Origin of the sequence: Mesorhizobium sp. M0217, assembly GCF_040321955.1 — a bacterium.
Taxonomy (GTDB): Bacteria; Pseudomonadota; Alphaproteobacteria; order Rhizobiales; family Rhizobiaceae; genus Mesorhizobium.
This window is the reverse complement of the sequence record NZ_JAMYSN010000003.1, coordinates 436,555-447,945: the sequence shown is the minus strand read 5'-3', so window position 1 is coordinate 447,945 and position 11,391 is coordinate 436,555. Positions and strand designations below refer to the sequence as shown.

At 62.9% G+C, this 11,391-nt stretch carries 9 protein-coding genes; 3 read left to right on the top strand and 6 right to left on the bottom strand.

Annotated features, from left to right (window positions below; translation table 11 throughout):
* A partial coding sequence (locus NKJ18_RS09095) for an ATP-dependent helicase (protein WP_502906158.1) occupies nucleotides 1-1,983 on the top strand: 1,983 nt, incomplete at its 5' end.
* A 4-nt stretch (nucleotides 1,984-1,987) separates the two neighbouring features.
* On the opposite strand, the gene NKJ18_RS09090 is transcribed toward NKJ18_RS09095, so the two are convergent.
* The 6 genes from NKJ18_RS09090 to NKJ18_RS09065 form a co-directional block, all read right to left on the bottom strand.
* Nucleotides 1,988-3,319: a KAP family P-loop NTPase fold protein gene (locus tag NKJ18_RS09090; protein ID WP_352758117.1), complete on the bottom strand. Its 1,332-nt coding sequence runs from the start codon at nucleotides 3,317-3,319 to the stop codon at nucleotides 1,988-1,990.
* Nucleotides 3,320-3,517: 198 nt separating this feature from the next.
* Nucleotides 3,518-4,558, bottom strand: a complete 1,041-nt coding sequence (locus NKJ18_RS09085; RefSeq protein WP_023668309.1) for an ABC transporter permease — start codon at nucleotides 4,556-4,558, stop codon at nucleotides 3,518-3,520.
* Entirely contained in the window at nucleotides 4,555-5,352 is a 798-nt protein-coding gene (locus NKJ18_RS09080; RefSeq protein ID WP_023817963.1) for an ATP-binding cassette domain-containing protein, read from the bottom strand. The genes NKJ18_RS09085 and NKJ18_RS09080 overlap by 4 nt, the downstream gene beginning before the upstream one ends.
* A gap of 86 nt (nucleotides 5,353-5,438) precedes the next feature.
* On the bottom strand, nucleotides 5,439-6,452 hold the full coding sequence (locus tag NKJ18_RS09075; RefSeq protein WP_352758116.1) for a substrate-binding domain-containing protein: 1,014 nt from the start codon (nucleotides 6,450-6,452) through the stop codon (nucleotides 5,439-5,441).
* Nucleotides 6,453-6,568: 116 nt separating this feature from the next.
* The gene (locus tag NKJ18_RS09070) at nucleotides 6,569-7,474 is read right to left on the bottom strand and encodes a sugar phosphate isomerase/epimerase family protein (RefSeq protein ID WP_502906157.1); all 906 of its coding nucleotides are present in this window, start codon (nucleotides 7,472-7,474) and stop codon (nucleotides 6,569-6,571) included.
* Nucleotides 7,474-8,505 (bottom strand): Gfo/Idh/MocA family protein, encoded by a 1,032-nt coding sequence (locus NKJ18_RS09065; RefSeq protein WP_023832878.1) that lies wholly within the window; start codon nucleotides 8,503-8,505, stop codon nucleotides 7,474-7,476. Before NKJ18_RS09065 ends, NKJ18_RS09070 begins: the two co-directional genes overlap by 1 nt.
* Before the next feature lie 194 nt (nucleotides 8,506-8,699).
* On the opposite strand from NKJ18_RS09065, the gene NKJ18_RS09060 reads away from it, so the two are divergent.
* Both NKJ18_RS09060 and NKJ18_RS09055 read left to right on the top strand, forming a co-directional pair.
* Nucleotides 8,700-9,725 carry a LacI family DNA-binding transcriptional regulator gene (locus NKJ18_RS09060; protein ID WP_023697001.1) on the top strand — a complete coding sequence of 342 codons (1,026 nt, stop codon included), beginning with the start codon at nucleotides 8,700-8,702 and terminating at the stop codon, nucleotides 9,723-9,725.
* A gap of 161 nt (nucleotides 9,726-9,886) precedes the next feature.
* The gene (locus NKJ18_RS09055) at nucleotides 9,887-11,362 is read left to right on the top strand and encodes an esterase-like activity of phytase family protein (protein ID WP_352545494.1); all 1,476 of its coding nucleotides are present in this window, start codon (nucleotides 9,887-9,889) and stop codon (nucleotides 11,360-11,362) included.
* Nucleotides 11,363-11,391: the final 29 nt, after the last annotated feature.

Here is an 11,391-nt window from a genome sequence, read left to right as displayed (position 1 = left end):
ACCTCCGGGGGGGGGGGGGGGGCCGCCCCCCCCCCCCCCCCCCCCCGGGGGGGGGGGGCGCCGCGGGGGGGGGGGGGGGGGGGGGGGGCGCGCCGCGCCGGCGCCAGTCACCCCTCCCCGCCGCTTCGCGGCGACCCTCCCCATCCAGGGGAGGGTAAAGCGCGATCGGCCGAAGGCCGCAAGCCCGACCGGGCGTCCGAGCCGTTGCGAGGCGACTCCCGCGACGCCGAAGGCGCGCAAAAAAGAGGGGGCGGAAGGCCCGCGCCGGCAGGCGCGGAACAGCCCGTGAGCGTGAATATTTGCTGCGTCGGCGACGACGACCAGTCCATCTATGGCTGGCGTGGCGCCGAGGTCGACAACATCCTGCGCTTCGACAAGGATTTCCCGGGCGCCACCATCATCCGGCTGGAACGCAACTACCGCTCGACGGCGCACATCCTCGGCACCGCCTCGCACCTCATCGCCCACAATGAGGGTCGCTTCGGCAAGACGCTGTTCACCGAGAAGGTCGCCGAGGACGACGAGAAGGTGCATGTTCACGCCGCTTGGGATTCCGAGGAGGAAGCCCGCGCCGTCGGCGAAACCATCGAGACCTACCAGCGTGCCAAGCACAAGCTGAACGACATGGCCATCCTGGTCCGCGCCTCCTTCCAGATGCGCGAATTCGAAGACCGCTTCGTCACGCTCGGCCTCAATTACCGCGTCATCGGCGGCCCGCGTTTTTATGAGCGCATGGAAATCCGCGATGCGCTGGCCTTTTTCCGCGTCGTCGCCCAAGGCGCCGACGACCTCGCCTTCGAGCGCATCGTCAATGTCCCCAAGCGCGGCCTGGGTGAAGCCACCATCCGGCAGATCCACGACACGGCGCGGAGCTTGCGCATCCCGATGCTGGAGGCCGCGGCCAAGCTCGCGGAAAGCGATGAGCTGAAGCCCAAGCCGCGCGCGGCCTTGCGCGAAGTGGCGGCCAATTTCGAGCGCTGGCAGAAGGCGCTGGAAACCACGCCACACACCGAGCTCGCCGAGACCATTCTGGAGGAGAGCGGCTACACCGACATGTGGAAGAACGACCGTTCGGTCGAGGCGCCGGGCCGGCTGGAAAACCTGAAAGAGCTGATCCGCTCGATGGAGGAGTACGAATCGCTGCGCTCCTTCCTCGAGCATGTCGCGCTGGTCATGGACGCCGAGCAGAACGCCGAGCTTGACGCCGTCAACATCATGACGCTGCATTCGGCCAAGGGCCTCGAATTCGAGACCGTGTTCCTCCCCGGCTGGGAGGAAGGCCTGTTTCCGCACCAGCGCGCGCTGGACGAAGGCGGCCGCTCCGGCCTGGAGGAAGAGCGCCGTCTCGCCTATGTCGGCCTGACCCGGGCCAAGAAGAACCTGCATTTGTGGTTCGTCTCCAACCGCCGCATCCACGGCCTGTGGCAATCGACCATCCCGTCGCGCTTCCTGGACGAACTGCCGGAAGCCCATGTCGAGGTCGCCGAAAGCGGCAACTCCTATGGCGGCTACGGCAATACCTATGGCGGCGGTTCGTTCGCGTCGGGCCGTGGCGGCCAGGGCGCAGGACGGCAGAACCCCTACGGCGCCTCGCGCTTCGACAATGTCGGCGCGGAAAAATCCGGCGCCTTTTCCAACACCTATGCCACGCCCGGCTGGCAGCGCGCGCAGGCCAACCGCACCGAGGCCACCGACCGCAACTGGGGCTCGCGCTCCGGCCATCAGGTCGAGCGCATCGGCTATGGCGAGACCGACAGCGGCTACGGCGCCGGCCGCACCTCGGTCAAAGGCCGCACCATCGACGGCGAACTGGTCGCCAAATCCGTCGCCGACACGCCGTCAGCCTTTAGTGTCGGCGACCGCGTCTTCCACCAGAAATTCGGCAACGGCAACATTTCCAACATCGAAGGCAACAAGCTGACCATCGACTTCGACAAGGCCGGCCAGAAACGCGTGCTCGACGGGTTCGTCGCGGCGGTGTGAGAGATCAAGTCGGGAATGCAAACCGTTCTACAATTTTGTTTGCCAGAAACTGGACAACGTCTTCTCGCTCAATGTTATACTCAAATGAAGTACTCCTGAACCCGCTTACGTTTAATCCTTGCAATTCCTCATTAGACGATAAGAAATACCTCCAGTTGATGGCATACCAATCCCGGTCGTTCTCCCTCTTATCCGGATCATCAGAAAATCCATAACGAGTCTTTACGTCACGATAGGTCAGCGTCCCATTTTTGGCCTTTGCGAATAAAGGAGGAGAGGACAGTTTCAAATCACAAAGTACATGGATCAATGCCGGATGGCGTATGGTTCTTTTGTTCGTAAAGGCCATACACAATCCAAACAAGGTGCAAAGACGCTCCAGCCGACGTAGAGAATATTCGCCGCTTTCCCATACAATCGAGGTAAAGTCGGCAAAACGATCCTTCAACTGACCAGATTGATCATCGTCTGGCATCTCCCTAGTTGCATTCAGTACAAATTTCTTTAGAAGGCGATCATTCTCCCTTTTTTCGAATTGTGGGAATGTCACTCTAAAATGAATGAATTTTTCCAGATACAAATTGGCGTTTATCTCAGATCCGTACATTTTTCGGGTTGCGGCAGAAAGCTGATCTAATTGGCATACAAGCAAGAAATGAACATTTTTGACAGAAAATAGATGCTTTATTGTCTCCAGAACCGACAGCGCGTATGTCGGCTTGCATCGATCAAGCTCATCTACGATAAATATAAGAGGCTTTTGGCTACTGTCTGTCGACATAAGGTCCGAGAGCGTTTGGCGAAAGCTCTCGAATGCCTTTTGCTCAGCTTTTGCGCTTTCCAATCGGCTATCAATGATTTTGTCGAGTTCGGCTTCGATCTCCTTACCTACCTCGTTGGCTATGTCCTCATTTGCATCTTCAAAGTCAGAGGCTCGCACCACGCCGGCCGTTAGTCCGCGAATAGCCCCTTTGATGGCAACCCGCCCAACAATCTTAGCTACGTCTTTTGCTCGTGCCTTGAGCGCTTTCTTTTCCTTCGGCTTTATTCCCGTCTCTTGGATAATCTCGGCGGCAAGAGAAACAAAAACGTCTGGATCGTAGTCGCGTTTGAATGCATCGAAATAGACAACTTTGAATTGCTGATCCTTTGCCTTGCGAGCCAAGCGCCTTGCGAAGACTGTTTTTCCTGATCCCCATGGTTCATCGAGCGCGACGACTAATGGATCATCACTGAGGTCAAACACCTTCAAGAGCCCTTCGCCAAATAAGTCGCGGCCAAAAATATCTTCACCGGCCTCAATTGCTTGCTCGATATCTGGCGCAAGTATCTTCATCTAAGGCTCCCCCAAAGGAGCCTTTTCTAGCACGCCAACCCACCTCTCCAAACTTGACCTATGCACTATCCACTAATTCCTTCCTGCCGCCGCGGCGAGGCAGAAACGGCAGGAAAGGCCGAGCTTGGCATCGCATGAATGGCTACCAACAAGCAGGCGTGAGCGACTGATCTCCCGCCTCCAAGTCAACACAGCCCCTCACCTGTACCGCGCCTGGTTCCACTTGTGCCCCAGCAGCGACAGGATGATGATCAGCCCGTTGAAGAACTGGACGTAGAAGCCGCTCAGGCCCGCCGCCACGACGCCGGTCTGGATGAACGACACGGTGACCGCGCCGATCGCTCCACCGGCAACCGTGCCGATGCCGCCCCAGGTCGGCGTGCCGCCGACGAACACTGATGCCAGCACCGGCAGCAGATAGCCGTCGCCCGCGGTCGGCCACCAGGTGAAGTTGATCATCACCGAAAACGTGCCGGCGATCGCGGCCCCAATGCCGGTGAAGATGAACACTTTCACCCGCACGCGCTTGACGTCGATGCCCATCTGCTGGGCGCTGTCGGGGTTGTCGCCGACCACCCTCACCTGCGCGCCGAAGCGGTGCCGGTTGTAGAGCATTGCCGACAAAATGACGAAGGCGAGTGCCCAGAAGACCTGTACCGGAAAACCCCACACCTGACCGGAGAAGATGGTGTACGCCCAGCTGTCGCTGAGACCGGTCAATGCCGTCGATCTGCCCTCGTTGATGATCTGGATCAGTCCCCGCAGCAGGAAATTCATGCCGAGGGTGGCGATCAGCGACGACAGCCCGCCATAAACGACCAGGGATCCGACGAGAAAGCCGAGCAGCGTGCCTGTGAGAATCGCCGCTGCGATGCCGAGAAACGGATCGTAGCCGGCCTGCACCACCAGCGCGAACACCCAGGAGGCAAAGCCCATGGTTGCGGGAAACGACAGGTCGATCTCGCCGCAGGTGACGACGAAGACCAGCGGCACCACCACGAACAGCGCAACGGGCAGCGTGGTCAGCACGGATCTGTAGAGATACCAGGTGGTGAACACGGTCGGGTTGGCGATCAGGAACGCCGCCATCATGATGATGAACACGGCGAGCGTGCCGAGCGCTGCGCGGTTGTCGATGACGAAACCGCGCAGCCAGTGGTCGGACGGGTGCTTCCACTCAGGTCGGGCCGCCTTGCCGCCAAGAGGGCTCTGCAGATCGGGTTCCATGGTCTTGCTCATCGTGCTGCCCTCTCCGCGTCGCCGGCCTCGTGCAGCCCCGGCAATCCGCCGGGATGCGCAAGGTCTTCCATGAAGTTGATCAGCTCTTCGGCCGACTTGACCTGGCTGCGATCGGCGGTCAGCGCCACCTTGCCGCGGTCAATCACCACGAAGCGGTCGGCGATGTCGAAGACGTGATGGATGTTGTGGCCGATGAACAGGATCGAGCGGCCACTCGCCCGCACCTGGCGCACGAAATGGAAGACCTTGGCGGTCTCGGTCAGCGACAGCGCCGTCGTCGGCTCGTCGAGGATGATCAGTTCCGCCTGCTTGTAGATGGCGCGCGCGATCGCCACGCCCTGGCGTTCGCCGCCGGAGAGCTGGCCGACGATCGAATGCGGCGTGAACACCTTCGAGGTAAAGCCGATCTCGCGCATCAGCCGGCTCGCCTCCTCTATCTCTTTATTGACCTTCAGAAAGCCCATGAAGCCGGTGAGTTCGCGGCCCATGAAGATGTTGCGCACGATGGTCTGCTGCACGGCCAGCGCCCGGTCCTGGAAAACCGTCTCGATGCCGGCGTCGCGCGAGCGTGCCGCACTCCAGCCGGTCACCGGCTTGCCGCGCACCAGGATCTCGCCGCTGGTCGGCTTGACGACGCCCGACAGGATCTTGATCAGCGTCGACTTGCCGGCGCCATTGTCACCGATCAGGCCGACCACCTCGCCGCGGTCGACCGAGAGATTGACCCCGCCCAGCGCATAGACCTGGCCGTAGGATTTGCTGATGTCGCGCAGTTCGATGATGCGTTCGGCCATGGCGATCCTCGCTCCTGTGGTATCATCCCGGCCTGGTGCCGGCGGTCCTGCCGGCCGGGCTTGGGCCCAGCCGGCAGCTTGGGAGGTCAGCGCAGCGCCTGCTTGGCGAGCTCGGCGACGATCTCGTAATTCTGCGGCGTCACGAAGCCGGCACCGGTGTCGACATTCATCGGCGCCAGGCCCAGCACCACCTGCTGGCAAAGGCTGAGGATCGGCAGATAGCCTTGCAGAAACGGCTGCTGATCGGCCGTCAGCTGCACCCAGCCGCCCTTGAACGCCTCGACGATCTGCGGGCTGGTGTCGAAGCCGAAGTTGAAGATGTCGCCGGGTTTGCGTCCCGCCGCCTGCATGTAGGTGGCGACGTTGCCCAGCATCTGGCCGCCGGGATAGCCGACCGCCTTCACATCGGGATTGTTGAGCAGTGCCGCCGTGATCACCGGGATCGCCAGATTGGGGTCGGACGCCCATTCGCCGCTCGGCGGCGAGGACAGCTGGATGACCTCGACGCCGGCTTCCTTCAGCGCGGCCACGGTGCCGCGCTCACGCGCACCGCGGGCCTCGTTCTCGAACGGGCCGATCATGATCGCCTTGTCGCCGGCCTTGAGATTGCCGAGCTTGAACGCCTCGACGCCGAGCGCGCGGCCCTGCTGCTCCTGCTGGGCGCCGACATAGCCGCCGCCGAACGCAGCCACCACCGTCGGCACCGGCACGTTCTGGTACATCATCTTGATACCGTCCTTGTGCGCCTGTTCGGCCAGCGGCATGATCGCGGCGTCGCCGGGATGGCCCATCATGGCAATGCCGTTGGGCTTCACGGCGACGGCCTCGCGCAATTGCTGAACCATCTTCTCGACGTCCCACTGCGAGAAGATGTAGTCGACCTTGGGTCCGAGATCGGCCGCCGCCTGCTTGGCGCCATTATAGACGATGGTGCCGAAAGCGTCGCCCTCGGCGCCGCCGACGAAAAAGCGGATGTGGACATCCTTGCACCACTGGGCGTCGAGCGCCTGCGCCGGCAGAGTGGAGATGGCGGCGCATAGCGCCGTGGCGGCGGCCACGACGGTCGAGCGCAGAAGTGTCGTTCTCATTGCGATGCTCATGCACGTTCCTCCCTTTTGTCCTCGGTGAGCCGAGGGGTTTCGTCATTCGCCTGTCGGCAGTGCTTGTCGGCAGTGCTTGGCAATCTGTCAGGCCGGCTCCTCCCACCGGCCCTCGGTCACGCCGGGTTCGGCAGGTAGGTCGCTCCTCCCCGGCATTGCTTGAGGTATTCCAGCCCGCGCACCTGACCTGTGATTTCGAGGTCGCCGCGATAGACCGGGTCGTGCCAGCCCTCGATGTCGATGGCGCCCTTGTAACCGGCCAGCCGCAATTCGCTGATCACCCGCGTCCAGTCGCTGTCGCCAAAACCGGGCGTGCGCATCTGCACGAAGGGCAGCTTGCCGAACACGCCGTGCTCGCGGATGACATCCCAGCGCACCGTCGCGTCCTTGCCATGGACATGGAAGATGCGCGGCGCCCATTTGCGGATCTGCGGCATCGGATCGATGAGGTAGACCAGCTGATGGCAGGGCTCCCATTCCAGGCCGAGATTCTCGTCGGGCAATTCGTTGAACATCAGCTCCCAGGCGTCCGGATTGTGGGCGATGTTCCAGTCGCCGGCGGCCCAGTTGCCGTCCATGGCGCAATTTTCGAAGGCAATGCGCACGCCCTTGTCGGCGGCGCGTTTGGCCAGCGGCCCCCAGACCTCACGGAAGCGCGGCAGGCTGTCGGTCAGCTTCTTGCCGCGCAGGCGGCCGGTGAAGCCGCTGACCGTCGAGGCGCCGAACAGATGCGCATTGTCGATCACCGTTTCCCAGGCCGCGAGCACGCCGCGATCGACCTCGCCATCCTCCAGCGGATTGCCGAACACACCGATCGACGACACGACGACATCGGCATCGCCGATCGCCTCGCGGATCTCGCCGGCGAGCCGCGGCAAATCCTTGCCGCCCAGCGTCTGCCAGAAGAAGGGCTGGATGCTCTCGAAGCCGAGCGGCAGAATCTCTTTGATGTAGGCGGCCGGGTCTTCGAGATTGGCCCGCACCATGGTGCCGATCCGGATGTCGAGAAGCGGGTTTGGCATCATGATGCTTCCTGTGTGATTGCGACGCGCCGTCCGGTCTCGGCGCTTTCGATGGCGCCAAAAACCATGGCCAGGCTTTTGATGTTGTCGCTGCCACGGGTTTCCGGCTCGCTGCCGGTCTCGATTGCGTGGATGAAATCCTTGATGATGCCGAGATGACCGCCGACGCGGTCGGCGGAATCGAGCGGCGGTACTGTGATGGGCTGGGTCAGGTCGAACAGGCCGTCGCGGACCGACAACACAACTTCGGCCTTCAGTCCGTCCTCGCCGTCCCAGACCAGGCTGCCGTGCTCGGCGACGATTCGCCACGTGCTCTCCCAGCTGGTGCGGAAGCCCGCCGCGCACCAAGAGCCTGCATAGGTGAACACCTTGCCGCCGCCGAGATCGAAGATAGCGCTGGCCGACGATCCCTGCCGGTACCAGGAATTCGCCGGCTCCCATTCCTGGCAAAAGACGCCGGCGGGATCGCCTGCGACCATGTAGCGGGCGGCGTCGAATGTGTGGATCGCCATGTCGAGCAAAAGCACATGCGCCATCTCCTCGCGAAAGCCGCCGAAATGCGGCGCGACGAAGAAATCGGCATGGATGCTGGTTGGCTTGCCGATGGCGCCGGAGTCGAGAAAGCGCCTGATGCGCCGGACATTGGCGACGTAGCGGCGGTTCTGCACGACCGCATGGATACGCCCCGCGTTACGTGCCGCATCGACGATGGCGCGCGCGTTTTCCGGAGTATCGGCCAGCGGCTTTTCCGTCAGCAGATGGCAATTATGGGCAAAGGCGGCAAAGGCGACATCACGCCGGGCGGCTGGAACCACGACATCGAACACCGCGTCGGGCCTGGTCTGGTCGAGCACCGCGTCGAGGCTGGTGCCGATTACCGCGCCGTCGAGCCCGTATTCGCGCGCCCTCGCCTTCGCCCGTTCTGCGTCGAGATCGACCAAGCCGACAATGGCCAGCCCGTCGATCTGCCTCGCGGCATCGAGCCAGGCCTTGCTCATCGCACCACAGCCGACGAGGACGGCATTCATCATCCGGCATTCCTCCCGTCCGGTCCCTCCAGACCGAATGTCACGGCATTTCCGGCACCACCGTAAACGTTTCTCCGTAAACGTTTACGAGAACACACCCGATGGCGTAGAATGTCAATCGGCTGCCAGCGAAAATCATCCCGAAGCCTTGGCCTGGGCGGCAGCCGGTGCTAGCCAAGACAGGGGGAGAACTGTCCTTGGCGTCCAGCATCCATGACCTTGCGCGTCACCTGAACATTTCGATCGGCACCGTGTCGCGGGCGCTGAACGGCCGCGCCGACGTCAATGCCGACACCCGCCAGCGCGTGCTCGCCGCCGCCAAGCAATTGAACTATTCGCCCAACCAGTCCGGCCGCAGTCTGCGGCAAGGCACCACCCATTCGATCGCCTTCATGCTGCAGCCGCATCCGGGCGACCAGCAATATGGCGAACCCTTCTTCATCCCGTTCCTGATCGGTCTGCAGGGCCGACTGGCCGAGGATGACCTGGATCTGATGGTCGTCATGGGCGAGCCCGGCCAATATCAGCAGGAGAGGCTGCGCCGCGTGGTTGAGACGCGCCGAGCCGACGCGGTCGTGTTGGCCAATACACGGCGGGAAGACGATCGGATCGACTATCTCAGCAAGGCTGGCTTTCCCTTCGCCACGCTTGGCCGAAGTCAATCCGGCGACGACACCTATCCTTCGCTCGATATCGATTTCGAGAGGGCGGGTGATGAAGCCGTCGACCGGCTGGTCGCGCGCGGCCACCGCCGCATTGCCGCCATCCGCCCTTCGCTGGATCTCAACTTCGGCTACCTGTTCCTCGACGGCTACCGCAAGGCGCTGGGGCGGCATGGCATCGAAGTCGACCCCGGCCTGATCGCCGACGGCTTCATCAACGAGGCCGGAGGCTACCAGGTGACGCCGCGCGTGATGCTCTCCAAGGACCGGCCCACAGCCATCATCTTCAACAATGACGCAATGGCGCTCGGCGGCTGCAAGGCACTGGCCGAGATGGGCATCAGGCCCGGCCACGACATCGCGGTGATCGTCATCGTCGACACGCCGCTCTGCCGTTATTTCTCGCCGGCGCTGACCGCCTTCCGTCCGTCGCTGGAGCCGATGGGCCGGCGGCTGGCCGAAATGCTGCTGGCCTCGCTTCCCGCCTTTGCCGGCCCGGAAGGTCCGCGCATCATCCGCGAAGTCTGGCCGCTGGAACTGATCGCCCGCGACAGCGATTGATCATTGCGCTCTTCCCTCTCCTACAAGGGAGAAGGAAGAGGCCCTCTCTGTCACGCAAGTATCATGTTCGCGTCCTAGACCGCTTTGCGAGAGGGCGACATCGTCGATGCGATGCGGTGGCCCCTTTGCGCCGCTCAAGGCTTGTCACAAAAAGGATCTCCATGAAAATCTCGCACCGAACCGTGTCGCTCGGCGCCGCGCTGGCGCTGTTTACCGCCCTGACCCCTGCCCTTGCCGACAGCACCGCCACCGTTGGCGGCTTCGTCAACAAGGGCCTGGTCGGCGTCGGCCGCATCCCGGCCGATCAGAAGGACAAGTTCGGCGAGACCTTCGGCTCCGGCTCCGGCATGTCCATCGACGCCGCAAGCTGGACCCGTGGCGCGGACGGCTACAAGGGCTCGCTCTGGTTGCTGCCGGACCGTGGCTACAATGTCGTCGGCACCACCGATTACCGGCCGCGCCTCAACACTATTCATATCGAATTCACGCCGACCGCACTGGGCGCCACGCCCACCTCCGGCCAGGAACAGACAGGCGTCAAGGCGACGCTTGCCGATTCCCTGCTCCTCACCGACGACAAGGGCGCTGACGCCACCGGCCTCGATCCGCTCAACGGCGTGCGCGCGGCCAATGGCGACCTGCCGATCCTGCCCGAGGCCAATGGCAAGCTGGCGCTCGACAATGAGGCGATCGCGCGGCTGCCCGACGGCACCATGTTCATCTCTGACGAATACGGCCCCAACATCTACCGCTTCTCGGCCGACGGCCATCTGTTGTCGGCAACGCAGCCGCCCGCCGCTTTGGTGCCGATGCGCAAGGGCGCGCCGAACTTCGCCTTCGACAATCCGGGCCCCGGTGCAGCCGAACCCGATCCGAAGGATCCCGAAACCGGCCGCCAGAACAATCAAGGCCTCGAAGGCATGGCGCTGACGCCGGACGGCAAGTCGCTGATCACTGTGCTGCAGTCGGCGCCCCGCCAGGATGGCGGCGATTCGCCCGCGACGCGCCAGAACACCCGCGCGCTGGTCTACGACGCCTCCGACCCGGCCCATCTCAAGCTGGTGCATGAATATGCCGTGCCGCTGCCGGTGTTCAAGGACGCCAAGGACAAGACCAAGGTCGCCGCGCAGAGCGAAATCGTGGCGCTGTCGGACAAGACCTTCCTGATGCTGGCGCGCGACAGCGGAAACGGCCAGGGGGTGAAGGGCGATACTTCGCTGCTGCGCCAGATTTTCGTCGTCGACGTCTCTGGCGCCACCGACATTGCCGGCGGCGCCTTCGATGCCGCCGACAAGCCGCTGGCGCCCAAGGGCGTGCTCGACCCCTCGGTGACCCCGGCCAAGCTGACGCCGTTCATTGACATCAACGACAACAAGGAACTCGGCCGTTTCGGCCTGCATGACGGCAAGCCGAACGACAAGAACAATCTCTCGGAGAAGTGGGAAGCAATGTCTGTGGTCAGCCTGCTCGATCCGGCGCTGCCCGACGACTATTTCCTGTTCGTCGGCAACGATAACGACTTTCTCACCCAGGACGGTTTTCAGGTCGGCGCGCCCTACAAGGCCGACGACGGCGCCGATGTCGACACCATGTTCCTGGTCTATCAGGTCACGCTTCCGGGCCTCGCCAAGAAGTAGCCGTTTACGGAAAGGCGGACGCGCCCGGC

Bases quoted from the DNA above. Each gene is read 5' to 3' on its own strand.
- NKJ18_RS09090 (WP_352758117.1), bottom strand. From the start codon at position 3,319: ATGAAGATACTTGCGCCAGATATCGAGCAAGCAATTGAGGCCGGTGAA.
- NKJ18_RS09085 (WP_023668309.1), bottom strand. From the start codon at position 4,558: ATGAGCAAGACCATGGAACCCGATCTGCAGAGCCCTCTTGGCGGCAAG.
- NKJ18_RS09080 (WP_023817963.1), bottom strand. From the start codon at position 5,352: ATGGCCGAACGCATCATCGAACTGCGCGACATCAGCAAATCCTACGGC.
- NKJ18_RS09075 (WP_352758116.1), bottom strand. From the start codon at position 6,452: ATGAGCATCGCAATGAGAACGACACTTCTGCGCTCGACCGTCGTGGCC.
- NKJ18_RS09070 (WP_502906157.1), bottom strand. From the start codon at position 7,474: ATGCCAAACCCGCTTCTCGACATCCGGATCGGCACCATGGTGCGGGCC.
- NKJ18_RS09065 (WP_023832878.1), bottom strand. From the start codon at position 8,505: ATGATGAATGCCGTCCTCGTCGGCTGTGGTGCGATGAGCAAGGCCTGG.
- NKJ18_RS09055 (WP_352545494.1), top strand. From the start codon at position 9,887: ATGAAAATCTCGCACCGAACCGTGTCGCTCGGCGCCGCGCTGGCGCTG.